Source organism: Paraburkholderia sp. DHOC27 (assembly GCF_003429005.1).
Classification (GTDB): Bacteria; Pseudomonadota; Gammaproteobacteria; order Burkholderiales; family Burkholderiaceae; genus Paraburkholderia.
Genome location: NZ_QVQV01000001.1, coordinates 43,485 through 68,905, shown reverse-complemented (window position 1 = coordinate 68,905; position 25,421 = coordinate 43,485). Strand labels below are relative to the sequence as shown.

The window sequence follows — 25,421 nt, the reverse complement described above, 5'->3', positions numbered from 1 at the left end:
ATTAAGTAGCGCCGCTGATCGTGGTCGCCAGTCTGGTTTGATGGCCCAACGGTAGCGGCGCCTTAGCGCAGCTTCAATATCGTGCTTTGCTGCGGCTCGCCGATCCAGACGGCCGTTGCGGTGAAGTTGTCGTGTCCCTTAGGCGCATTCGCGCGTACGCGTGCCGCGAGAGCATCGAGCCATGCACCGGCGGTAATACTGCTGCCGATGGCTTCGATCATCTCCGTCTCTTCCACGTATTCCCAAAAGCCATCGGTGCACAGCAAAAACGCATCGCCTTCCGCGAGGGGGAAGGGCTCACCCGAGACTGCGATGGAGAGATCATCGGCGGTACCGAGCGCCGAAAACAGTACGTTGCGGCGTGGATGATGCCGCGCATCCTCTTTGGCTAGAAGATTTGCATCGAGCATGCTCTGCACGAGACTGTGGTCCTGCGTTTGAATTCTCGTCACGCCGTTGCGGAAACAATAGACGCGTGTGTCACCGCAGTGCGCCCACGTGGCGGATTGCGCCTGCTCATCAATGGCGAAGAGTGCGGCGGTCGAGCGCATATTCTCCCGCTCACTGCCGGCCTCCTGAGCGTCGATAATGGCGTCATTGGCGCGCAACAAAATACGCATCAGATTCGCGGCGTTCAGCGCCATTCCCGCTGTGGCGACCCGTCCGAGTTCGGCCTGCACTGTATCCACCACGATGCGCGACGCGATGTCGCCGGCGCCATGTCCCCCGGCGCCGTCCGCGACGACGCACGCAAAGAGCGCTTGAGCGCGCCACTCGCCGTGAGCGTCTTCATTGCGGCTGCGGCCACCGGCATCGCTTACGCTCGCGGTTTGCAATTGCACGATGTCCTCCGGCGCATACCGTCCGCAAACGTGCGGCTCATGGCTTGCGTTGTTTCAGGCGGTCTATTTGTGCTTCGTACGCTTCGACGAAGGCCTTGCCGAACAGCGCGTGAAAATCGTCCGCGGCTTCGCGTGAGAGTTGCGCATACAGGTCGGCAAACAGGTTCCAGCACTGCGCGCGGCGGTTCAGGTTCGGCAGCAACGCGTCGAGCAACGAATGCTGGGTCAGGCGTGCTTCGATGCGCGCGGGTTCGAAGCGCTCGAACACGCCGTCGAGCGCGGCGCGCATGCCGGCAACGAAACCCACCTGATGCGCCCGCAGATCGTCATAGGCATCAGCGAGTGCCACCGGCGCCGGCATGAAACCGCGCGTGGGCGCATTCAACAGATGACCGAGTGCGGTCTCCACGTCTGGCGAAAACTTCAGTGGATTGTTGCCTGTCGCGACGATCATGGTGGCATCGGTGCGCATTTCGCGGCGTGTCGCCGCGCGCGCCACCAGCAGATCGAGTGTGCCTTGGGTGGCTTCGCGCAACAGGGTGCCGATCAATTGCATCAGGGCTGGGCTCAACGCGTCGATCCGAAGATGGGGTGCCGCGAGGCCATGCAAAAACGCTTCAAGTAAGGCGCGCTGGTCTGCTGGCGGCGCTTCATCTGCGTTGCGCCAGGTGGGCTCATGTCGTTCGGCGTCACGCGGTTGCTTTGGCTGCGCTTGCGCTTGTGTCTGTGCTTGCGCTTGCCGCATGCGCGGTAAGGGAAACGCGCTGTGCAGTTCCGAGCCGCGATCCGGCTGCGTAGGCGGTGGTGCATCGGCGCGTTTCGAGGCAGTGAGGCTCGCAAACGGATCGGCATCGTTGGCGGTGTTGGGCGCACAGAGCGGGTCGTCGATTGGCGATCCACGCTGTTTCAAGTCGCGAGGGTCACGATGATCGAGGCTGTCGAGATCAGCGCCGGGACCGAGATCGAACAGTTCGTCGATGCTGCGATTCGCGACGGGGTCGTTCAAACCCAGGTCCAGATCATCCGGCAGCAGTGAGGATGGTCTTTGCGGTTGCAGTACTGCGTCGACGCGATCGGGGGCCGGGCGCAACAGTTCGTCAAGATCGTCGGGATCGTAGCCTTTGCGTTGGGTGGGCGAGGCAGGTGCGGCGTCACCGAAAATGTCGGCAAACGGATCGGCGTTTGAGTTGAGTGGTTCGCGGTCGCCATCGAGCGTCGCGCGTAACTGGTAGCCACCGATCTGCACTTCGTCACCTTCTGCGACGACGATTTCTTCACCGGGTTCGAGCGGCGTACCGTTCACCAGCGCCGGATTGCTGCCGCGATCAATCAATCGGTATCGTCCTTCGCGCCACACGATCTGTGCATGCACGCGGGAGACGGTGCGCTCCGCGTCTTCGAGCACCAACTGGTTCGTCTCCGCACGGCCAATCGTGCCACCTTCGTTGTCGAACGTGGCTGCGATCCGCTGGAGAGGCGGTTTGCCATTGAAGTGCGTGACCGTCAGCGTCAACATCGAATGAACTCCGCCCTTGGTCGCGCGTCAGTCGAACGCATAGTGGAATTCGCCTGCCGTGGCCGAGAGGCCGATGCGCCTGAGCGCAGCGCCTTCGCTTAAACGCGTCAGGTATTCGTTGGATATACGTGGCAACACGGTGTTGGTGAGCAACGCGTCGATAACGCGGCCACCGGATTCCGCCTCGGTGCAGCGCGATACGATCAGGCTGACGGCAGTATCGTCGTAGTCGAACGGTACGCCGTGGTTCTCCGCGATGCGCTTGCGGATGCGCTCCAGTTGCAGGCGCACGATGTTGGCCATCATCGCATCGGAGAGCAGATAGTACGGCACCGTAACGACGCGGCCGAGCAGCGCCGCGGGAAATACCTCGAGCAAGGGCTCGCGCAACGCGGTGGCGAGCGTATCGGGCGCGGGAATGTGCTCGGGATCGCGGCACAGACGCATGATGATCTCGGAGCCCACATTCGAGGTCAGCAGAATGATGGTGTTCTTGAAGTCGATGTAGCGCCCCTCGCCATCTTCCATCCAGCCCTTGTCGAAGACCTGAAAGAAGATTTCGTGCACGTCCGGGTGGGCCTTTTCGACTTCGTCGAGCAATACCACGCTGTAGGGACGCCGCCGCACCGCCTCGGTGAGCACACCGCCTTCGCCGTAGCCCACGTAACCGGGCGGCGCGCCCTTGAGCGTCGATACGGTGTGCGCTTCCTGAAACTCGCTCATGTTGATGGTGATGACGTTTTGCTCGCCACCATAGAGCGCTTCGGCGAGCGCGAGCGCGGTTTCGGTTTTGCCGACCCCCGAGGTGCCGCACAGCATGAATACGCCAATGGGTTTGTCGGGATTGTCGAGCCGTGCGCGGGAGGTCTGGATGCGCCTCGCGATCATGTCGAGCGCGTGGCGCTGACCGATCACGCGCCGGTCCAGTGTTTCCGCAAGATTCAGCACGGCCGCCATCTCGTTCCTGACCATGCGGCCCACGGGAATGCCGGTCCAGTCGGCGACCACGGATGCAACGACGGCGGCGTCGACGCTGGGCAAAATCAGCGGCGCTTCGCCTTGCAGCTCCGCGAGACGCGTCTGGATTTGCGCGAGGCGCTCAAGCAGGGTAGCGCGCTCGACGCGTGGATCAAGCGGTTCCGGGTCGGGGTTTTGTGACTGTGGTTCATCAACTGGCGCACCGCCTGCACGCAATTCGGCGCGTACTTTCAACAGCTGATCGACCACATCCTTCTCTTCGTTCCAGCGCGCTTCCAGCGTGTCGAGTGCGGCGCGCTCGCGCTCCAGTGCGGCCAGGACCTCCGTGCTGCGCGTACCGACCTCGACGCCCACACTTGCCTCGCGTGCGATGATGTCGCTTTCGATCGTCAGCGCCTCGATACGGCGACGGCAATCGTCGACTTGCGGTGGCGTGGCGTGCTGGCTGACCGCCACACGCGCACAGGCCGTGTCGAGGAGACTCACGGCCTTGTCCGGTAGCTGACGCGCCGGAATGTAGCGGTGCGAGAGGTGCACGGCGGTTTCGATCGCCTCGTCGAGCAACTGGACACGGTGGTGCGCTTCGAGCATCGACGCCACTCCACGTAACATGCGTACCGCTTTCATCTCGTCGGGTTCGTGGACTTGCACGACCTGAAAACGCCGCGTCAGTGCGGGGTCTTTTTCGACGTACTTCTTGTATTCGGCCCACGTGGTCGCGCCGATGGTGCGCAGATCGCCGCGTGCGAGTGCGGGCTTGAGCAGATTCGCCGCATCGCCCGTACCCGCTGCGCCACCTGCACCGACGAGCGTGTGAATCTCGTCGATAAACAGAATGATGGGCGACGCACTTGCCTCCACTTCTTCCACCACTTGACGCAGACGCTGTTCGAATTCGCCTTTCATGCTGGCGCCTGCCTGCAACAGGCCGAGGTCGAGCGCCATGAGTGTGACGCCTTGCAGCGGCGGCGGTACGTCACCGCGCACGAGCCGTTGCGCGAATCCTTCGACGACCGCCGTTTTGCCGACGCCCGCTTCCCCCGTGAGCAACGGATTGTTCTGGCGCCGCCGCATCAGGATGTCGACGATCTGGCGGATTTCCTCATCGCGGCCGCTGACCGGATCGAGCTTGCCGCTGCGGGCCTTTTCGGTGAGGTCGGTCGCGTATTTCCTGAGCGCTTCCTGTTTGCCCATGCTGGCGGGAGCGGGCTCTGCGCCGCCTTCATGTGGCTTGTCGCTATGCGCGTCCGATTCGTTGGGTTCCTCGGCGGAGCCTGCGAGGATGCGCACAAAATGATCCGACAGGTCCTCCAGTTTGATCCGTTCGAACTGGCGTGACACGCCGAGCAGTACGTTGCGCAGGCTCGGCGTCTTGAGCAGGCCAACCATCAGATGACCGGTGCGCACCTGGTTTGCACCGAATAACAGCGTGCCGTAGACCCACGCGCGTTCGATGGCATCCGTGACGTGCTCGGAGATATCGGAGATCGACGTGGCGCCGCGCGGCAGACGGTCGAGTGCCACGGTCATTTCACGTGCCAGCACGGCGGCATCGATCTGGTAGTGCGTAATCAGACGCTGCAGATCGGAGCCGGGCGTCTCGACGATCTGCATGAGCCAATGCGCGAGTTCGACATAGGGATTGCCACGCAGTTTGCACAATACGGTGGCGCTTTCGACGGACTTGTAGCAGAGCGCATTGAGCTTGCCGAACAAGGCGACACGACTGATTTCCGCCATCGTGAAGACTCCATGAACGTGGGACGGGCGGCGCGAAGGCGCACGTCGTCATTCAATAAGACGGGTGTGGGGCGCGCTTTTTTCAACGCGGCGAGTGGCGCCGCGGTTTCATAGGGGAACGCGTGCGTCCGCATCGAGTGCGAGATCAGCGGCATCCACCCGACGTCTATGATTTGCGAGCCATGCTGAGTAACCCAACGCACCATGACGGCCGAGTCGTACCGTGGGCACCTCGTTCGCGCGCAGCACCAGTTGCGCGTCCCATGTGAGTTCGCGATTCAGTTGCTGACGCACCAGCGCCACCAGCGTGGCTAGTGCAGCTCCGCCGGGCAAAAATGCCTCGTATTGCGCGAGAGAAAGCGGTCCGATCACGAGACGAAACTTATGCTGGCGGTCCCATACGCGTGAACCCAGCACGGCGCCACATCCTAACTGCGCGATGTGAGTACGGTTGCCGCGGCGGCGCGGGTGCACACTCTGCGTATGCAGCGCGGTGCGCTCGCCGGGTTCCAGGGTCATCCAGTGTCCGCAAAACGGTTCGATGCGCGCGGGCACGCGCAACACGGCGCGGATCAGCGTTTCGAGCACTTCGGGCGGCCGCGTCTGCATATTCAGGAGTCCGGCGAAATGCAGCTTGGCCCGATCCGATGCGGCGTCGCGTTGCCGGCAGCTTGGGTCCGCGAGGCCAATCAGCGAGCCCACATAGAATGCAAAGCGGTCCCCGTCCGGGCGATCCAGTTGGTTGACCGGCCGCCCTTGCGACGCCGCGCGGTAAAACAGCAGCAAAAAGCGATGCGACAGCATGTCGAGCAGACGCGAGAACGTCGGGTCTCCATGATGCAGGATGCGCTCACGCGCAAAATCCGTGAGATGCAGCGGCAAGGGTCCGTTCGGTCCCAGCAGGCCGAAGAAATGCTGCGCGAGGCGCGGGACGATGGGGGTGCCGTGCTCGTCCGCGCGTGTCAGGCTGGCTAGCGGTGCGGGCGCGAACGCGAGCGAGACGGCCTGAGCGAGCCGCAACGGTTCAGCAGAAGGGCGCGATGCATGGCCTAGCCGCGGAAGATCGGGCGTCAACGCTTCGACCCGGCGCATCAAGTGGAAGAAGTCATAGCGATGCGGCGCGGCGCCGACCTGTGCGAACAACGCGGCGAGTGCGTCTGCCTTGGCGGACGCATTGAGCGCAGACGGCGGCGGCATCGGCTCGCCGGCGCCGTTCAGAAGATCGACCGGATTCCGCATCTTGGGGAGAGCCGCACAATTTCGCCGCGCGTCGTGGTGCGCATGACGGTCTGCACGAAGGTGTTGATGGAGACGTAACGGGCAAAGAAACGGTCCAGCACGTGACCTAGCAGATAGGCGCTGCCGCCCTGAAACGCGTGGTCTTCCACTTCGACTTCGATTTGCAGGCCCCGTCCGAAAGCGATCGGACCCGGCATGGGCAAGCGTCGCACGACAGGCGTGGCGTGGACCGAGAGGATGCCAGCGATCTGCCGGCGCCCGGCATCGTCACCGGCGGGAACGTGCAGCGTCAGCAGCGCGCGCAGTGCGGCGGCGCCCTCATGTGCGTCGCCATCGTAGAGCGACAGATAGTGGAGCGAGAGCTGGTCGATCAGCCGCCAACCCTGGCCTGCGTCGAGACAGGGCGCCGTGGGCGGTGACGGCCTCGTCACGCAGCGCGCGGATAACACTGGCGCGGCGATGTCCAGCGTCAGCTCGCCTTGCGCCGCTCCGTGCGGCATCAACAAGGGCAGATCGCGATTGGTGCACAACGTCTCGAACGCCACTTGGCGTAAATCGCCGCGATACGGCGCCTCGTTCGGATCGACGATGGAGACGAACACTTCGCTGCCCACGTAATCGGTACGGTAGCCGCTGCGTTTGCGCTCGGCAGGCACGACACGCGGCTCGCGACGCACGGTGAAATAAGCCGCGCCGTCCGGTCGGTCCGCGAGAAAGTCCCCATAAAAAGGCTGGAAAATCTGCTCCGTGTCGCGCCCGGCGCCATACCCGCCCACCGCGGTGATCGTGTGAACTTCGTAATCGAGCGGACAGGTGCGGTCGGGCACCACATGCAATTCCGCCGCGCCATCGGAAACGAACGCGCGATCCGCGTGTTTGGGGAAGAGATTGATCGCAGGCACGCAATCGAGCAGCACGTGTTCACGCGAAACGATGCGTTCGAGTGCCGGGTCGCCGTTGCCAAGCAGAATGGTGAGTTCGATTTCTCGCGACGTGACGTGGGGCAACACGTCAGAGAGGCCTTCGATTTCGGCAAAGCGAAAGCGCGGCGCAAACGCGAAGTATTCGTGCAGCAGACGATAGCCCTGGAAAGCGTTGGGCGTGACGGGAAGCAGGGCTTCGTCGTCGTCGAAACCAACGCATTGAATGGCGTCGCCCGCGAGTGTCTGGATGTGCGATGCAGGGCGCTGCGGTGTCGAGATCACGATGGCGAGCGCACTGCCCGTCACGCGTTCGAATAGCGACCAGGCGGTGTCGTCGCCGCCCGAAAAGTGCAGGCGCAAACGGTCGAGCGTGAGCAAATCGAAACTCAAACCCTCAGCAGCGGTCAGTTGCAGACGCAACGCGCCTTTGACACGGCGTGCCAGCGCGCGCGTGCCCGGCAGCGTGGCGAGCGGCAGATCGGATATCTGGCTCAGATAGTGTACGTCGGTGAGTTCGATGGGCCAGAGCGTGACATCAGCGCCGGTGCGAAACTCGCAGGCATTCGCCTCGCCGCCCGGATGCGGGGCATACAGTGCCGCGTTGCGCGGTACGGTGAAACCCGTCGCGAGATTGGGATTGGCGAGATCGGGTGCCAGCCGTGCGATCAACATGGACGGCGTGGGGCACACTGCCTGCGGTAGCACCACCTGCGTCAACTGCTGGGTAAAGCGCGGAAATTCTTCTTCCAGTTTCAACTGCACGCGGGCGGCGAGAAAGGCGGTGCCTTCCAGCAAGCGCTCGACGTACGGGTCGGAAACTTCGAAGCCACTCAAACCGAGCCGCGCCGCGATTTTGGGGAATTGCTGCGCGAACTCCGCGCCCATCTCGCGCAGGTGAGCCAGTTCGGTGTTGTAGTGACGCAGCAGGCGCGGGTCCATGATGTCTCGAGTTGACGTAAGGTTTGAGTGGGCGTGTCAGCGAGGCAATTCAGTTACCGTGATACCGCCTTCTTCGAGGTCGATCTGCGTGCGCAGCGCGAATTCCAGTGGTGCGGGTTGCGCCCACAAAAGCCCACGTATCACGAGAGAAATCTGGTTATGCATGTCGAGCACGGGGCGATCGAGGAGCGCTTCGATCTCGATCGACTCAGGCGCAATGCGTGGTTCGAACAACACAATGGCTTCACGGATGGCCTGTTCGAGCACCACCGCATCGACGGTGGACGCAAAGCGTCCCGACAGACAAGGCAAGCCGAAATTCAGCACGGATGCCGACACGTCCGGGTAGCGGCTCACGGGAATTTCATCGCTGAGATTCGTGCTGTTGAAAAGCCATGACAGGTCGCGCAAAACAGCCGCACGCAGCGAGCGCCGGTTGAGGATCGAGGTGTCGGCGGATTCGCTGCGACTCGCCGGATCGTTGTCGATCAGACGATCGAGGAGCGACGGTTGCAGGCGTTCGGTAGCGGTGGGCTCGGTCATGGTGGTTTTGCACGGGCCGCGTGCGCATGGCGTGTCACGTGATCCGTCGCGTCATGACATCCAGCGGAAAAGTGACGTCAGCGCCGCGCGCGCCGGTCTCTTTTTGCGTCGCGGCTGTCATGGTCAACTTTTGCGCCGAGAACTCGAATACTTCACACAGACATCCGAGCCGCACGCTGGTGTAAATCTGATAGCTGCGGATATAGGCCTCTTCCAGTTTCAACGAGAGAAATTCGATTTGTCCGCCCTGGGCGGCGCCGCCTGCCTTGAAGCACTTGATATGAGCGAGTGCGAGCAGTTCCGCCTGCGCGCACAGTTTGGCGATGGCGGGCGAAGCCGAGTCGACGATCTTTACGACACCGAGATCGGCCACGCGCATGTCACTGGCGTTGAGCGCATGTCCGGCGTGATGCGTTTCGTAGCCCTCGGCCCAGCGCCAGCCGTGGATTTGCATGGGGGTGTCCCAGTCGGCGCGCGCGGGTGCTTCGCCTTTGACGGGCGAGTTGCTGCGCTTGGGCACGACTTGCAGCAGCATGTCGTCGGTAGTGGCCAAGGCGAGCGTGTCGAACTGGCGCGCGTAGTCGAGCGACAGGCGGCTCGTAACGAATGGCGGCGAAACGTCAGGGCTCGGCATGGCTGATTCTCGCCTCGTGACCGGATGGTGGCGTAACGAAGAAAAGACGATGGAGGGTGCGTGACTTTTCAATTTCGCGCCTTAAAAAATCGCGCGACGCGTTTCGTCTATGTAGCGGGATTCGGGTAACGGGTCACGTCACACGCACATCACAGGAACCAGATCATGGCCACAATCGACAGCTACATGAAGATCGACGGAGTCGACGGCGAATCGAAGCACAAAGGTGCCGAAGGGCAGATCGAAGTGAATTCGTTTCACTGGAGCATCGACAACGCGAGTAATGCGGTCACGGGCGGTGGCAGTGGTGTCGGCAAGGCCGTACCCGGCCTGTTCGAGTTCACGCACAACTATGACAAGGCGTCGCCCACACTCGCGAAGGCTTGCGCATCCGGCAAGCACTTCGCCAATGCCAAGCTCACCGTGAGCAAAGCGGGCGAGGGCCAGAAAGAGTTTCTGACCGTTACGATGAAGCAGGTCACCATCGTGCACGTGGGCGATGAAGGCATTCAAAACGGCAACCTCAACGAGGCAGTAGGCATGGCGTATGCCGACATCGAGTTCGACTATAAGGCGCAGGACGACAAGGGTGCGACCAGTGGGTCGGTAAAGTTCGGCCTCGATCTGAGGACAACCGAAACCCGCTAGCCGTAGCGCGCGAAACCGTCATACGTCCAGCGCATCCGAGATCATGGCGCCGCCGCCGCTTGCGAGAATCGACACGCCGCTTGGCGACGACCTGTTCTTTCTGAGCTTGCGCGCGACCGTCGAACTGGGTCGCATGTTTCGTTACGACGTGACGCTGGTTTCGAAGCGGCCGGATATCGACTTCAAACGTATTCTCGGCAAGCGCGTGACCGTTTCGCTACAGGTGCCGAAGGCGAAGCCGCGCATTTTCGCGGGGTACGTGGTCGGTTTCAGACAAATGGGCATGCGCGGCCGCCTGTACGTGTACGAAGCCATCGTAAGGCCGTGGTTATGGCTGCTCACGCGCCGCAGCAATTGCCGGATCTTTCAGAACAAGAATGTCGAAGACATCGTGAAGGCGATTTTCGCTGATCCTGTCTACAAGAGCGTGGAATTCGGCGAGATCAAGTGGCAGGCGAACGCACGCAAACATCCTGCGCGCGAGTACTGTGTGCAGTATCGCGAATCGGATTTCAACTTCGTGAGCCGTTTGCTGGAAGATGAAGGGATTTATTACTGGTTCCAGGATCGCGATGGTAAAGAGACGCTGATCTTGACCGACACGTTATCGACGCACGAAAGCGTGCCGGATTTCGACACGTTGCCGTATGGCGCGGTGATGAACGTGGCGCCGGGTGCGGAGTTCGTGAGTGAGTGGCAGATGCATCACGAGATCGAAACGCGCAATTGGCTGTTGACGGACTACGATTTCAAGAATCCGTCGCGGCCGTTGCAGAAGAAAGCGGTGAAGAGCATGCCGGGGTTCGATGCGTTTAGCGATCTGGAGCACTTCGATTTTCCGGGTGGGTACGTGGATCCGGATTACGGCGACAGTCGTGCGAAAGCACGGGCCGACGAGTTATGGACTGAGCCTGCGTTAGATGGCGATGCGGCGGGCGGTATCAACTGGCATCAGGTGGATGCGCGAACTAACAGCATGAGCGTGCGGATTGGCAGCTTGTTGAAGCTGGAGCGTCATCCACGCAGCGATCAGAACACGCAATATCTGGTGACGCGGGCGCGATACGAAGTCGACCTCGCCGACTACGAGGCGTTCGAAGGCAGTCAGGCGAGTCGCTGCGAGTGCTGGTTTTCAGCGATCGACGCGAAGCAGCCATTCGCACCTGCGCGAAGCACGCGCAAGCCTTTTGTGCAGGGACCGCAGACTGCGGCCGTGGTTGGCCCCGGTGGCGATGAAATTTATACGGACAACTACGGACGTGTGAAAGTGCAGTTCTTCTGGGATCGTCAGGGCAAGCGCGATGAAAACAGTTCGTGCTGGATGCGCGTGTCGCAGCCGTGGGCGGGCAAGGGCTGGGGCGCAGTGGCGATACCGCGAATCGGGCAGGAAGTGATCGTCGACTTTCTGGAGGGTGATCCGGACCGGCCGATTATCACCGGACGCGTTTATAACGCGGAGCAGATGCCGCCTTATGAGTTGCCGGCCAATATGACGCAAACGGGCATCAAAAGCCGTTCTAGCAAGGGCGGCAGCGCGGCGAATTGCAACGAGTTCAGGTTTGAGGACAAGAAGGGCGCGGAGCAGGTGCTGCTGCACGCGGAAAAGGATCAGAGCATCGAAGTCGAGCACGATGAGACGCATTGGGTTGGACATGACCGCAGGAAGAATGTCGACAATGATGAGACGACGGTCGTGAAGCATGACCGCACCGAAACGGTGGGGAACAACGAGAACATTTCGATTGGCGTGAACCGCACCGAGAAGGTCGGCGCGAACGAGAGCATTACGGTGGTGGCCAATCGAACGAAAAGCGTGGGGGCGAGCGAGACGGTGTCGGTCAAGCTGCAGCGCACGCATGTGGTTGGGGTGAATGAGACGATTACCGTGGGTGGGGCGCAGGAAGTGACGGTGGGGGCGTTTCAGGCGGTTAACGTGCGGGCATATCAGACGGTCGATATCGCTGCGTATCACAAGGAATCAGTGGGTGGCGACCAGACGGTCAAGGTGTGCGGCAATCAGTCTTTTGATACCACCGGGACGCAATCGACCAAGGTTGGCTCCGATCAGTCATTCGAAGTGGGTGGAGGCCGGACGGCCAGCGTGGCGAATGACGACGGCGAGACGATTACCGGCGCACAGACCTGCTCGGTTGGAAAAGAGCGCAAAACGTCAGTGGGTGAAGATGACTCGCTCACCGTTACCAAGAATCTGGTGATCGATGCGGGTGAGTCCGTGACTATTACGACCGGCAGTGCAAGCATCAGTATGAAGAAGGATGGAACGATTGTGATCAAAGGCAAGGACATCACGGTTGATGGTAGCGGCAAGATCAATGTCAAGGCGAGTAGCGACATCGTGATGAAAGGGTCGAAGATTTTGCAGAATTGAAGCGGTGCAGAAGAACGTGATCGTCGAAATGGTGGTTGAAGTAATGTGACCGGAGAATCCAGGATGAAACGTGACTTTGAGAAACCAGTCGCGGCCGTCGGTTCTGTGGAGGGGGTGCCAAGGATCGACGGTGTGCGTGTCGGAGAGGTTGTTGGCTTTGCGGAAAATGGGGCTAGCCCCCTGGTTGTCTATCCCGGGCAACCGGGTACTGCTGCTATGGTTGCGCGCATGATTCCCGATTTGCGTGGCGCACACATTGGACGGCAAGTAGTGCTCGCGTTTGATGGAGGCGATCCAGTTTGTCCAGTTGTTATGGGTTGCCTGCAGATAGACGAGGTGCTGCCGATCGGGGAACCATCTGCGCAGGTCGAGGTTGATGCTGATGGGCAACGACTCGTTGTGACTGCCAAGGAAGAGATTGTGTTGCGTTGCGGGCGCGCGAGTATAACCTTGACGAAAGCGGGAAGAGTATTAATACAGGGTACGTATCTTTCCAGCCAGGCGTCTGGGGTGAATCGAATCAAGGGGGGATCTGTCCAGCTAAACTAAGACTTGAAGTTTTGAGGTCTGATGAAGCAATAAGAGCACCGCATGGACCATGCACGGACTAACTCCATGTCAAGAAATTTTCCACCGACGATTCCAGCTATCGTCCAGCAACACGTCGATGAGGCAGCAGCCCTCCGGAACGTCAGGGCATATCTGGTGCGTGCCCCACACATCAAACTTAAAGATCTTGGTCGTCTCGATGAAAGGATAGCGGCTCATCTGGATGGGATTGCAGTGTCGGGACCGTTGGGCATGCATCTATGTAAGGTGGCGCTTGAGCGACCCGCACGAGGCGAGGTATTTGCGGCCGCTGTCCGATATATCGAGAGTGGATTTGACGAAGGACTTGTGAACTTGATGGCACTGGCTGAGGCATTGCCTGAAACCTGGCCGGGACTACATTCGGCTTTTGGCTGGGCGTCTGCCGCCAGTCTTCGGGAGATCGTAAGCGCACTACTCCATCGCAATTCAGTGATGGCACAGCTTACTGGACTCGCAGCGTGTGCGATGCATCGCGTCAATCCGGGCATCGCTCTCGAGAGCGCGTTGGTCTCGCGTTGTTCCGTGTTGAGCAATCGTGCCCTACGTTGTGCCGGTGAAGTGGGGCGATGCGACCTGTTGCGCCAGTGTCTGAAACGCTTGCAAAGCGATGATGACGAATGCCGATTCTTTGCAGCGAAGGCTAGCCTGTTGCTGGGTGACCGGCAAGTTGCATTGGACGCCATGGTCGATGTCGCGCAGACCCCCGGACCGATGCGCGCTCTGGCAACGACGCTTGCAATGATAGCCGCAGAACCTGATGCAACACGCTTGCTGCTTGACCGCGTGTCCTCACCGCCTGGTGATGAACGTCTAACATTGCGCGCCATTGCCCACGCGGGAGACACGCAAAATATCCCGAAACTCATCGAACTAATGAGCGATACCAAGTTGGCGCGCCTCGCGGGGGAAGCCTTTAGCTTTATAACGGGCGCCGATTTTATCGCGCTTCAACTGGATCGACCTCGGCATCTAGCGGTGCGTGCGGTCGCTGGCGACAGCCTGGGCGAGGATGCTGATTACGAAGACGAAGGATTGCCATGGCCAGATGCGGAAAAAGTAAGTGCGTGGTGGAACAGAAATGCACGGCGATTTAGTCCAGCACGACGGTATTTCGTTGGTGCACCGCCGAGTTGGGAGCATTGTCTGCGGGTACTACAGGATGGATACCAACGCCAACGCGTCGTGGCAGCACATTATCTTTGCCTCCTGAGACCTGGTACGATCGTTTTCAATTGTGCCGCGCCCGCCTGGCGTCAGTTGCGCGGGCTCAACAGATTGATTGGGGGGTGAATCGACAGTGCGAGCGGATCTTCCGGCAGAACGGCAAAGGTTGGAGTAGATTACGCTTGTTGATCCCACGCGGGGCATCTGGGATTCAGGCGCGCTTTCAGGAGGTAGGTATGCCATCACTACACGATGAAATTTCGGATGCACTTCAGCGCGGTGTTTCTGTGCGGAACACTTATTTTGAAGGTGAGCCAGTCTCGCAGTTGCATCACGCGGCAACGGAAGCAGATCTTCAGGCGTTGGAGAAAACGATCGGCACTAAACTCTCACCCACTTACAGGGAATTTTTTCTGATATCAAACGGATGGGATTATGTGTCCGCTACGATCTCGCTACTGTCATGCGCAGAGATTGCGGAGGGCAACAGAAAAGGCCAGTTTGATGGCTGGTTATCGTCGTTTTGGGACGACGATCTGGGGCCGAGGGAAAATGCACTCGTCTTCGGTCGTTCGTCGATGACAAACGGTGCTTATATCATAGTTCTGCATGACGCGATTCGCAGAACCTCAATACCTGATGAACCAGAAAGCGAATTTCCACTGGTCTATGTCGATGAATCCACCGACTTTACATACTTGAATTTTCTTGAATTTTTGAGGGCAACGGAAAACGATTATTCGGAGCTCGTTCAGGGGAAATAGTGAGTCGATGCGCCGGTGAATTTCGATTGGGTGGCGTTCCTGGCGGTTACTGTGTTTGGGTTGAACGGTTATTGGTTCGTTTGCGTAACCTAGCAACCACTCGTTCTAAATTTCGTCACTTTTACGTTTCCGTATTTCTTGCGAACAGCCTTGATCTGGGAGCCGCTGGACCCGTTGACGGAAGCATCAAGCCACCTAAATGGGCCATCTGCTCTACCACCCACCATCTGCTTTTCCATTACGTGATCGGCTTGCATGTTCGCCCCTAGGGGATCGCCATCAGCTTTTTCCTTTGCACAGGAATGATAGAACTGAGTTGGTTGATTGCAAGGCTCTTGATCGGGACTAGAGAATTTCCCGGTCACGTAGTCTTTGTTCCAGTTGTTCGCATAGCGAGCCTGGGCGCGCTCCGCAGCCGCGACATTCTTTGGACTAGGTTTCCTGAGAGTGGTGCTGCCACCTTGTGATGCGATACCGTTATTCATCTCTCGCGCTTTAGCACGCATTTGTGCCTTCTGACACTCATCCCACGTTGGGTCACATTCCAGAACAACTTCTCCAGTTCCCGGAACGGGTGACTGGATGAAACCGCCCAGACAAGCGGTATTCCCGTGATTCATCAGCATTTTGTCGCTGAGGCGACAGGCGTTTTGACCTTCAAATTTCACGTCAAACGAATAGAGGAGCCAGGATGCCTCCTTCATGAAGGTACTCGACTTGACCCCTCCACCTGCAGTACCTGCCTCGTCTCCGGTGCAACGAGATAATTCAGATCCTTTGATCGCGGCCATGTTGCCGCCATCTACCGTAACCGTAGTGGTTCCGTGCGCGAGATCGGAGGACGTCGATACAATGATTGGGTATGGCACCGGCACCGGGCCACCGGGAGTGGGCGTTTTGCAGACGTCGGGCAGGGTAGATTTCGCGAACCCCATGGACCCTTTGTGGACGAGAGAGTTCGAAGCACCGTTGACGTGGATTGTCACTGGCACGCTACGTTCCCCATGTGCGCGTGCGAAGTCTTACGCCCGATCGCAGCCCGGCCTCGGAGCCTGCCAGATGCAAGCTGGTTGGGCCGGCGCTATAACCTGACTCGGCGGCGTGGATGGCTAGAGCAATAAACAGGGGGATTGACGCGGCGCCCACGTCGCCCCAGCAATCAGCTGGAGCGTGAAAAGCCCCAGGCTCACGGAAGCGGGAAGAGCACCGGCTTAACATAAATCCAAGTTCGTCTGAGCGATAGGCTTCACCGTTCAGATCGCAGTACAGTGAATCGAAAACTGGGTTCACTACACCGCTTCCGGCCAGTGCATCAACGATGCCGGTTATCGCGCGGCCCAGACAAACACCTGCAGACTTGATTGGCACTGCTTCCGTCCCAAAAGCAACCTGTTCCACTATCGCGAGCGCAGGTCGTCTCGTCCTCGGCACGTGATTCGGGTGGCACACAAGGCACGCGCCAGCTGCCGCACCGGGAATGAAACCCCACGCGTTATAGGTTGCGTGCAACTGTCGATTTGTATCGAGCCATGCCAACGTGTCCCGATTGATGTAGGTGTCGACGCCCACCACTATTGCGTATCCGCTGGAGTTCGTCTGCAGATACACCGCAGCCTGCAAGAGTGCCGCCCCGCCAGATGCGTGTCCAAATGATTCGGGTCTCGCGACACGGGCTCCATTGACCCGCGCTCTGATCTCCGCTGCGACTGTTTCAGGGTACGCGCCTAAGAGGCCCGGCCTGGCTTCTGGCAATGAAAGAAAGACCGCAAGACCCTGAGAGCGATCATCGACCTCCTCTAGTCCGTCCATCGAAAGGACCGCCGCGACAGCCATATCGGCCATGGCTTTAGCAGGAGTGTCATTGCCGGCCTGCGCTGGCGGTGTCGCGACTACCACTGGCTCGCCGAGCCTGTCGCGAGCATGCTCGTATTCGGCAAAACCAGAAAGCCCACATCGGACTGCAGCAGCAGCGGCGGCCGATGTCAGGCCCACACTGCTCCAGATAGCTGTATCCAACACGCAGATCGGGATCATGTTGGTCGCCTCGCCGTTGTTTGAAGCCGACGCCGTTCCCAGACCCGTGTTTCTAACAACTGGTTCACTTGTCTATGGCACTCCAGCGAGGTATGCCAAACGAGAGTAACGGCTGGAAAATCAGGTTCGAACACGACCGTGTGGAGACGCGCCCGGTGTGATGCTTCAGTTAGATCATCGAACTCAGTCTCGAAAGCTAGCGATATCCGCGGGAGATAGAATTCGAGCGGTCCATCTGGATGGACACCCTCGAGGAGTACGGGCTCGCCACCGCGAAGGAATCCGGGAACTTGCTGATCCTCTGGGGCCTGCTGGTAGAACCTTGGGTCAAAATCCAAGGGTAGAAGAGGCATACGCTCCTTTTGCCACGTTGCGTCGAACGTTCCGCCATAGCGGCGGCGTTGAATCCAGTGCGGCATGATCGCTCCATACCCAGCCGGGTTGGGGTGATCGGAAAGGGATTTGATAAGGGTGGACGGATCCTCGAGGTTTGGAATCCTTTGACCCGTGAGCGCTGATTTCCGAGAGCTGTACCCGATACCGACGGGATTTGTTTCGTACCAATCGGCCGCTGCGTGCTCGTCACTTGCTAGGTTAGGGCCGCCATACGCCCTGGAATAGTCAATGGGCATGATGGCGAATGGTTCCGGTTCGGAAGGCCTGCCCGATAGCCACACACGATCGCCGAAGACGGCAATTCGCTTGTCTACCGGGCCAACCCGCATCCGTGTGGTCAGTCTCCCTACCATGTATCCACGCGGCGCCCGCGCGTGTCCTGATAGAAGAACATCTGTTGCCTGCTTCTCGAGCACCAAGTCACTGTCCGCCAGGAGAAAGCATTGCGCTCCCCCGCCAATTATTTCCGGAGCGACCTTCACCGGTGCTTGGGGTAGATCAGGATCCCAGAATGCTTCAACGTGCGGCGCAATTCGAAACCGCGCACGTATAGCCACGATCCAAACCTCGCGACCGGACATATCGCGAACCCAGGCTCGACCCGTTTCATATTTCGTCGAGTTGTTGACGGTCCACATATTTGCACCCGAGGGCCGTTCTGATTAGATGAAAAAGGGAAATCAAAGGGATGGTCCGCGTTTGCGCGGTCGTTCACCCCTTGATGAAAATCGGTTGGATTGAGTGGTGTCTTATTTGCAGGACGAAGAGATTCGCGAGATTTTGAAAGTCTCTTATAGAGCGTAACGCTTCAGGTTACTTTAAACGGAGCACAGGGAAACGAACTCGGTCCCCCTCACCCCAACACAATCTGCACCTTCACATCCCCCGGCTTCCCACTCGCAGCCTCTTCAAACGCCTTGATCCCCTCGGCAAACGGAAACGTCCGTGAAATGAACGGCTTCACATCCAGCCTCCCCGAAGCAATCAACTGAATCGCCCGTGGAAAAATATTTGCGTACCGAAACACCGATTCGATCCGCGCTTCCTTGATCTGCACCGCAACCACATCGAGCGGCACGGCCTTCTGCGGCATCCCCACCATCACGAGACATCCACCGGGGCACAGAAGATCGATGATCCCATCGAACGCTTTCTCATTGCCACTCGCCTCGAATACGACGTTCGCACCCCAGCCGTCCGTGAGTTCAGACACCACCTCTCGTGGCGACCGGTCGCGAATGTTCACCGGCGTGACGCCCTGCACGCTGCCAATCAGAGCGAGCTTTTCCTCCACCATGTCACACACAATCGCGCGACTGCATCCACCCGCGAGCGCTGCAAGCGCGCACATCATGCCAATCGTCCCCGCGCCCAGCACCACTGCCACGTCCCCGGGCTTGATCGCCGCCTTCTTCGCGGCCTGCAAGCCAATGGCCAGCGGCTCGACAATCGCGCCTTCCGCGAAACTCACGTTGTCCGGCAACTTGAACGTGAACGAAGCCGGGTGCACCACGAACGGCGTAAGGCACCCGTGCACCGGCGGCGTGGCCCAGAACCGCACTTTCGGATCGAGGTTGTACAGACCCTCACGGGCGGCGCGCGAATCCATGTCGGGCACGCCTGGCTCCATGCATACGCGGTCTCCCACCTTCAGATGCGTCACCTCTTCGCCGACTTCAACGATCGTCCCTGCCGCTTCATGCCCAAGCACCATCGGCTCGTTCACGACAAACGGACCAATACGCCCGTGCTTGTAGTAGTGAATGTCGCTGCCGCAAATCCCCACCGTGTGAATGCGGATGCGAACATCGCGCGCGCCCACCACTTGTGGCAGGGTGAACGGCCGCAAACTGATGCGTCGCGCTTCTTCGAGTACCAATGCTTCCATCGCAATGCCTCTATGGGTTGGAGTGTTTGTCGATCATTCGATCTGGAAATCAGCCGGCACTGCAGATTCATCGGCATACCGAAATACATTGAGATCGTCGCAACGAATCGCTGGCTGTCTGGCGGAAATGATGTCGGCCAGTAACTGACCGGATCCGCACGACATCGTCCAGCCGAGCGTGCCGTGCCCTGTGTTCAGGAAAAGATTGGGTACGGCCGTGCGGCCGACGATAGGCGTGCCATCCGGCGTCATGGGGCGCAGGCCGGTCCAGAACGTCGCGTTGGCGGTATCGCCGCCGCCGGGGAACAGATCGTTCACGCACATCTCCAGCGTGTCGCGGCGCGCTTCGCGCAACTTCGTATCGAAGCCGACAATCTCGGCCATGCCGCCCACGCGAATGCGTCGATCGAAGCGCGTAATGGCAATCTTGTAGGTCTCGTCCAGCACCGTCGAAACCGGCGCTGCGGCTTCATTGGCGATAGGCGCGGTGATCGAATAGCCCTTGAGCGGATACACGGGAATCTTGACGATGCTGGCAAGAAACTCGGTCGAATACGCGCCGAATGCGACCACGAAGGCGTCCGCATGCACGAGTTTGTTGCCGTGCCGCGCGCCGACGATCTTGCCGCCCTCGGTAACGAGCGCATCAATCGCTGTGTTGTAGCGGAACGTGACGCCGAGCGCCTCGGCGAGTGTGACGAGGCGCGTGGTGAACAATTGACAGTCGCCGGTTTCGTCACCGGGCAAGCGCAGGCCGCCTGTCAACTTGTGCGCGGTGGCCGCGAGTGCAGGCTCGGCCCGCGACAACTCGGCCGGCATCAGCAACTCGTAGGCCACGTTGGCTTCCTTGAGTACGGCGATGTCCTTCGCGGCGCCATCGAGTTGCTGCTGGGTGCGAAACACCTGCAACGTGCCGCCGGTACGTCCTTCGTACTGGATGCCGGTTTCGGCACGCAAGGCCTGCAAACAGTCGCGGCTGTATTCGGCGAGCCGCACCATGCGGCTCTTGTTGATGGCGTAGCGTTCAGCGGTGCAGTTCTGCAGCATCTGCCACATCCACTGCAATTGAAACTGCTTGTTGGCGTCATCCGGACGGATGGCCAGCGGCGCGTGCTTCTGGAACATCCACTTGACGGCCTTCAGCGGCACACCGGGCGCGGCCCAAGGGGAGGCGTAGCCCGGTGAGATCTGTCCTGCGTTGGCAAAGCTGGTTTCGAGCGCGGGGCCGGCTTCGCGGTCGATGACGGTGACTTCGTGCCCGGCGCGGGCCAGATACCAGGCGCTCGTCACGCCCACGACACCACTGCCTAGTACGACGACTCGCATGGCCACCCCCGCTGGTTGCCGGGCCGGGACAGGTCAGATGACTGGGTATTGCGCTCGGCCTGGGTACGAATGCTTATGATAATGGCACATTTTGCCTACTTCATCCCTCGCGCCTTTCACGACGCCACCCCCGCCACCACCACCCGCGAATGCCCAACCCCACCGCCCTTATCCACCCGGATCTGCGTGCTGATGCGCTCTTTGAGCGCCTCTACGTGACTGATCACGCCAATCATCTTGCCGCTCGCATTGAGCGAATCGAGCGCATCGAGCGCCACTTCGAGCGTGTCGCCATCGAGCGTGCCGAAGCCTTCATCGAGAAACAGCGAATCAATCGAGGTTTTATGGCTCACCAGATCGGACAACGCGAGTGCGAGCGCAAGGCTCACCAGAAAGCTCTCGCCGCCCGACAGCGTGCGCGTATCGCGGCTAACGTCGCCTTGCCAGCCATCCGTGATTTCCAGTTCCAACTCGCCACTTGATTTCCGCTTCAGCAGATAGCGCGCATGCAAACGGTCCAGATGCCGGTTCGCAAGGTAAAGCAGATGATCGAGCGTGAGGCCCTGCGCGAACTTACGGAACTTGTCGCCGCGCGCGGACCCGATCAAGCTGTCCAGGTGCTGCCAGATATCGGTCTCTTTAGCTTGCGCGGCGATTTCGGCAAACAAGGCCTGTTGACTCTGCCGGCTTTGTTCATCGCGAGACAACAGGGCGCGCTGTGCGCCAAGCTGTTCGGTCAGACCGCTTTGCTGCTGACCCAGTTCGGCAATGCGTGATTCGATTTCGGTCAGCGGCGCTTCCGTTAGCGCCTGCGTTTGCAGCAAACGCAATTTCTCGCGGGATGCCGCAAGCACGGCGTCGGCCTGTTGCTTCGCGCGCTCGCCGTTCTCTTTCAATTGACGCAACCGCTGTCGTCCCTCGATGGGCAAGAGCGCAGAGGCGAATGCCGCGTGATCGGCAAAGGGACTGGTGTGCAACGCTTCTTGCCAGGCCTGCTGAGCTTCGGCGAGCGCACGCTGCTGTTGCATCAGATTCTGCTCGAGTTGCAGTTGCCGCCCACTCAGCGCGGCGAGAGCCTTGTCATGCTGTTCGACTTGTTCAGTACAGGATTCAAGCGCGTGCGCTGGATCGTTCTCAGCGGCGGCAAGTGTAATTAGCGTGGCCGTGTCATCCACGAGAGCAGCGTCTTCAGAAGAATCCACCGCATGGGTGCGCGCTGCCCACGCATCCACGGTGGCGCGAGCGCTTTCGCAGACCGTCTGCTGTCGCGACAACATTTCCCCCAGCCGCTGCAAACGCAGTTGTGTTTCCTGCCACGTTTGCCACTGCGCCGCGCGGGCCTGCAACCACGAGTCGTGATTGTCCGGCAGCGCGGCCTCCGCAAAACCCGCTTCCTTTAGCGACGCCAGAATCAATATCTGCAATTCGGTGCGCTCGCCTTGCAGCTTTTCGACGGCTGCCTGCAGCTCGGCATGCTGCGTCCGGTTCTGCTGGATTTCCTGTTCCGTCAACACGACGCGGTTGCGCGCGGCCTGCAACGCTTCGGTCTGATCGTGGAATGTCTGACGCGCATGGCTCAGTTGCAGTTCGACCGCTTCCGCGTGTTCGAGCCGATGCCGGAGTTGTTCAAGCGTCTGCGCGGCGTGCTCGCATCCCGCTTCGAGCTGGGCATGGTCTTGCCAGGCTTGCGCATCGAGCGATGCACTGTCATCCGAACGAAGCGTCTGTGCGTCCCATTCCTCCTGACCCAGTGAGACGTTCACCACGACCTTGCCATGCTGCTGTTGCAACTGTTGATGCGTGGCACGCGCCGCGGCCAGCGTGCCTGCCAGATGCGTGATGCGCGCGCTGAGCGTTTCCAGCTCGTTTTTCGTATCGACGAGCGCGGTTTGCGTGACCGACACATCGAGCGCCTGATACGCCTCGATGGCGGGATGCTCCAGCGATCCACACAACGGACACGCCTCGCCTACCTGCAAGTGCTGCCGGTGCGCTTCGAGCGTACGTATCCGTTGCTCCTGTTCCAGCAATTTCTGCTTGTCGTCGAATCGCGCCTGCGCGCCTGTCTGTTGCTGTTTGAGCGTGTGCTGCGTCGTCTCCTGTTCGGCAATGCTGGCCTGAACCACCTGCATGCGACCGCTCAAATCGTCGCGCTCGATCACGAGGTCGCGCTGACGCTGCGCGAGCGTCGCCAGTTGACGCCATTGACCCAGCCGCATCTGCGCGTTTTGCCACGCCTCGCGTAACGCGGGCAGCGCCTGACCCGCGAGTAGGGCGCTCTGATTGGCCAGCGCCGTATCGAGCGCCCCTTTGGCGGTTGCCTGAGTCTGCGCGGCCTGATCGAGCCGCGCTTTCTCGGCGGTGTGCTGATCCTGCTTCGCGCTTAGCTGCCGCGTGAGCTGCTCGCGCGACGCACGCTGCTGCGCGATTTCTTGAGAAAGCCGCTCATGCCGCAAAAAATGCTCGCGCCATACGCCGATTCGCTCGCCCAACGCGGCGTGTTGAGGATTTTCCGCGCAGCGTCGATCGAGTTGCTGTTGTTCCTCGCGCAGTGTGTCCCATTTACGCTGTGCATCCGTTGCGATTCGGGTGGCCAGCGCATGCGCGCGCCGCTGCCCTCGATACAGCGCGTGGTGCGTCTCGACGCGCTCGCGTTGCAGCCCTGACAATTCCACGGACGTGCGTTCGCATGCCGCTCCAGCTTGCTGCCACGTTTGATGCAACGGCCGCAGCGCTTCTGCGGGTTCGCTTTGTGCAAGACGCTGCAGTTCCGCGGACATCGCCGCTAAGGCTTGATCGGCTGAGACGGCTTTTTGCTGCGCGTCCTCGACTTCTTTCTGTGTGAGCGCGAGGTTCACGTGCCATTGCCGGTGGCGCTGCACGGTTTCCAGTTGTTGGCGCACGGCTAAGAGTTGACCGTCCAGCACGCCGATACGCTCCAGCATCTCCTTGCGCGCCTCGTCGCTCAGCAGCTCGACACCATCGGCACGCGCCTTCAACTGGTTCAACTGTTCGCGGACCTCCCGCGCTCTTTCGAACACGCGCTGGGAAATCTCGCCGTAAATTTCAGTGCCGGTCAGCTCTTCGAGCAATTCCGCGCGGTCGTTCGCGTTGGCGTTGAGAAAAGCCGCGAAGCCGCCTTGCGCGAGCAGCATGGAACGGGTGAAGCGCGCAAAGTCGAGCCCTGTGATCTGCGCGACCTGCTTGAGTTTGTCGCTGCTTTGCGAGCTGAGAATCGTGCCGTCGCCGCGTGCGAGTTCCACTTTAGGCGGTTGCAATGCGCCATCAACCTTGTCGCGTGAGCGCCGTTGGCTCCAGAAGGCGCGATACACCTCGCCTTTAACTTCGAACTCGACTTCCGCAAGGCAGTCTGCGGTATGACGCGTCATGATGTCGTTTGCCGACGCAGTGATGCTCTTCAGACGCGGTGTCTCGTGATAAAGCGCGAGACATATCGCGTCGAGCAAGGTGGATTTGCCCGCGCCGGTCGGTCCGACAATGGCGAACAGACTGCTGTCGAGAAAGGGCGCACGCGTGAAGTCGATGTGCCATTCGCCTTTCAGTGAGTTGAGGTTTTTGAGTCGCAGCGTCCGGATTTTCACGCTTGGGGCTCCTGCAGGCTGCTGACCACTTCACGGTATCGCTCGCTCAAAGCCGCGCTTAGCTCTGCGGCGAGTTCCTCTTGTTCGAGACGGCGCGCAAAGACGTCGTACTCACTCAACTCGGCGAGCGTCTCGTCGCTGCGTGCGTTGAGCATCGCGGTCTGATTGCCGCGCTCGCGGCGAATGCGCAGAATTTCGACGGGCAGACCTTCGGCCATGTGCTGGATGCGGGCGGGCAGATCGGCAAGGTAGTCGTCGGCGGAAACGGTCACTTCCAGCCAGACCGGCTGTGCTTGAGAGCCATTGGCGGCGGCCGATGCGATTGCCGCAGCGAGTTCGCTCAAATTCCCGCTCAACGAAGCCAGCGGTTGAAAGCGCGGCACCGGGAGCGGCGTGACAGCGGTCAAACCGCTCGCATCCAGATCGACCAGCAAGACTTCCTTTTGCTGGCGCACTTCGTCGAAGCTCAACGCAATGGGCGAGCCGCAATAGCGAATGTGCTCCTGGCCGCCCACTTTTTGGGGACGATGGATATGCCCGAGCGCAACATAGGCAACCGGCGGAAACGCGGCGGCGGGAAACGTTTCGAGCGAGCCGACGTAAATCTCACGCACGGACTCGGTGATATGCGCGCCTAGTGTGGTGAGGTGCCCAGTCGCGATGATGGGCACCGTCTCGCCGCTATCTGCGGCGATCTCTGCCTGCCTTGCAAGCGCGGCAACGTAGGCGGTTTGATAATGCGCCTGAATCGCGGCTTGCAGCGATTGCAGTTTGTGATCGGCGCTCTCGCCGGCACTGCTTTGCAGCACGTCGCGCGGACGAATGAACGGCACGGCGCACACTATACAGCCCGGCTTCGCCATGTCGCCGCTTGCGCTGCGCAAGGGCAACACCTGCACCTGGGCCTCGGGGTCCGAGGCGGCGGCCACCACGGTGGTGCTCAGGCACGCAAGCAAGGCGCTGCTTTCGCGCAGCGTCGCGACCGAGTCGTGATTGCCGCCAAGCAGCAACAGCGCAACGCCCGCTGCGTGCAAGCGCACCACCAGTTGGCTGTAAAGCTCGCGCGCGTAGCTGGGTGGCGAGCCGGTATCGAAGATGTCGCCCGCAATCACCACGGCATCCACAGCTCGTTCGTTCACCTGGACCAACATCCAGTCGATCAGCGCCTGATGTTCGGGCTGACGGCTCTTGCCCATGAAATGCTGGCCGAGGTGCCAGTCGGAGGTGTGGAGAATCCGCATTGAGAAGTAAACTATAGGGCTGTG

Annotated in this window: 19 protein-coding genes; 5 read left to right on the top strand and 14 right to left on the bottom strand. The window is 60.3% G+C overall.

The features are described 5' to 3' along the window. Positions 1-62: 62 nt before the first annotated feature. The 7 genes from D0B32_RS00270 to D0B32_RS00240 all read right to left on the bottom strand — a co-directional run bounded on the left by D0B32_RS00270 (position 63) and on the right by D0B32_RS00240 (position 9,354). Positions 63-842, bottom strand: coding sequence for a PP2C family serine/threonine-protein phosphatase (locus D0B32_RS00270; protein ID WP_117331691.1), 780 nt, complete (start codon positions 840-842; stop codon positions 63-65). A gap of 37 nt (positions 843-879) precedes the next feature. After that, complete coding sequence (gene tagH, locus D0B32_RS00265) at positions 880-2,358, bottom strand: type VI secretion system-associated FHA domain protein TagH (RefSeq protein ID WP_117331690.1); 1,479 nt, start codon at positions 2,356-2,358, stop codon at positions 880-882. 27 nt (positions 2,359-2,385) lie between these two features. Continuing rightward, complete coding sequence (gene tssH / locus D0B32_RS00260; RefSeq protein WP_117331689.1) at positions 2,386-5,076, bottom strand: type VI secretion system ATPase TssH; 2,691 nt, start codon at positions 5,074-5,076, stop codon at positions 2,386-2,388. A gap of 108 nt (positions 5,077-5,184) precedes the next feature. Continuing rightward, complete coding sequence (gene tssG / locus D0B32_RS00255) at positions 5,185-6,273, bottom strand: type VI secretion system baseplate subunit TssG (RefSeq protein WP_259294832.1); 1,089 nt, start codon at positions 6,271-6,273, stop codon at positions 5,185-5,187. A 17-nt stretch (positions 6,274-6,290) separates the two neighbouring features. Beyond that, on the bottom strand, positions 6,291-8,177 hold the full coding sequence (gene tssF, locus D0B32_RS00250; protein WP_117331687.1) for a type VI secretion system baseplate subunit TssF: 1,887 nt from the start codon (positions 8,175-8,177) through the stop codon (positions 6,291-6,293). A gap of 36 nt (positions 8,178-8,213) precedes the next feature. Continuing rightward, positions 8,214-8,720, bottom strand: a complete 507-nt coding sequence (gene tssE / locus D0B32_RS00245) for a type VI secretion system baseplate subunit TssE (RefSeq protein WP_117331686.1) — start codon at positions 8,718-8,720, stop codon at positions 8,214-8,216. A gap of 34 nt (positions 8,721-8,754) precedes the next feature. Beyond that, positions 8,755-9,354, bottom strand: coding sequence for a type VI secretion system tube protein Hcp (locus D0B32_RS00240; RefSeq protein ID WP_117331685.1), 600 nt, complete (start codon positions 9,352-9,354; stop codon positions 8,755-8,757). Positions 9,355-9,519: 165 nt separating this feature from the next. Here D0B32_RS00240 and D0B32_RS00235 point away from each other — a divergent pair, with 165 nt between their 5' ends. The 5 genes from D0B32_RS00235 to D0B32_RS00215 all read left to right on the top strand — a co-directional run bounded on the left by D0B32_RS00235 (position 9,520) and on the right by D0B32_RS00215 (position 14,910). Next, positions 9,520-10,002: a type VI secretion system tube protein Hcp gene (locus D0B32_RS00235; protein WP_117331684.1), complete on the top strand. Its 483-nt coding sequence runs from the start codon at positions 9,520-9,522 to the stop codon at positions 10,000-10,002. Positions 10,003-10,045: 43 nt separating this feature from the next. Further along, on the top strand, positions 10,046-12,391 hold the full coding sequence (locus tag D0B32_RS00230) for a type VI secretion system Vgr family protein (RefSeq protein WP_117331683.1): 2,346 nt from the start codon (positions 10,046-10,048) through the stop codon (positions 12,389-12,391). Between the two features lie 63 nt (positions 12,392-12,454). Next, complete coding sequence (locus tag D0B32_RS32760) at positions 12,455-12,940, top strand: DUF6484 domain-containing protein (RefSeq protein WP_117331682.1); 486 nt, start codon at positions 12,455-12,457, stop codon at positions 12,938-12,940. A gap of 66 nt (positions 12,941-13,006) precedes the next feature. Further along, the gene (locus D0B32_RS00220; protein WP_117331681.1) at positions 13,007-14,272 is read left to right on the top strand and encodes a TIGR02270 family protein; all 1,266 of its coding nucleotides are present in this window, start codon (positions 13,007-13,009) and stop codon (positions 14,270-14,272) included. A gap of 110 nt (positions 14,273-14,382) precedes the next feature. Beyond that, positions 14,383-14,910 carry an SMI1/KNR4 family protein gene (locus tag D0B32_RS00215; RefSeq protein WP_117331680.1) on the top strand — a complete coding sequence of 176 codons (528 nt, stop codon included), beginning with the start codon at positions 14,383-14,385 and terminating at the stop codon, positions 14,908-14,910. Between the two features lie 89 nt (positions 14,911-14,999). On the opposite strand, the gene D0B32_RS00210 is transcribed toward D0B32_RS00215, so the two are convergent. The 7 genes from D0B32_RS00210 to sbcD form a co-directional block, all read right to left on the bottom strand. Next, entirely contained in the window at positions 15,000-15,845 is an 846-nt protein-coding gene (locus D0B32_RS00210; RefSeq protein ID WP_117333386.1) for a DUF4150 domain-containing protein, read from the bottom strand. A gap of 58 nt (positions 15,846-15,903) precedes the next feature. Next, complete coding sequence (locus D0B32_RS00205; RefSeq protein WP_117331679.1) at positions 15,904-16,944, bottom strand: hypothetical protein; 1,041 nt, start codon at positions 16,942-16,944, stop codon at positions 15,904-15,906. Next, on the bottom strand, positions 16,941-17,921 hold the full coding sequence (locus tag D0B32_RS33155; protein WP_404935528.1) for a DUF2169 domain-containing protein: 981 nt from the start codon (positions 17,919-17,921) through the stop codon (positions 16,941-16,943). The genes D0B32_RS00205 and D0B32_RS33155 overlap by 4 nt, the downstream gene beginning before the upstream one ends. Before the next feature lie 272 nt (positions 17,922-18,193). Next, on the bottom strand, positions 18,194-19,228 hold the full coding sequence (locus D0B32_RS00195) for an NAD(P)-dependent alcohol dehydrogenase (protein ID WP_117331677.1): 1,035 nt from the start codon (positions 19,226-19,228) through the stop codon (positions 18,194-18,196). A gap of 33 nt (positions 19,229-19,261) precedes the next feature. Beyond that, positions 19,262-20,554: a D-amino acid dehydrogenase gene (locus D0B32_RS00190; protein ID WP_117331676.1), complete on the bottom strand. Its 1,293-nt coding sequence runs from the start codon at positions 20,552-20,554 to the stop codon at positions 19,262-19,264. A gap of 116 nt (positions 20,555-20,670) precedes the next feature. Beyond that, positions 20,671-24,156: an AAA family ATPase gene (locus D0B32_RS00185; protein WP_117331675.1), complete on the bottom strand. Its 3,486-nt coding sequence runs from the start codon at positions 24,154-24,156 to the stop codon at positions 20,671-20,673. After that, on the bottom strand, positions 24,153-25,397 hold the full coding sequence (gene sbcD, locus D0B32_RS00180) for an exonuclease subunit SbcD (RefSeq protein ID WP_117331674.1): 1,245 nt from the start codon (positions 25,395-25,397) through the stop codon (positions 24,153-24,155). The genes D0B32_RS00185 and sbcD overlap by 4 nt, the downstream gene beginning before the upstream one ends. Positions 25,398-25,421 lie beyond the last annotated feature (24 nt).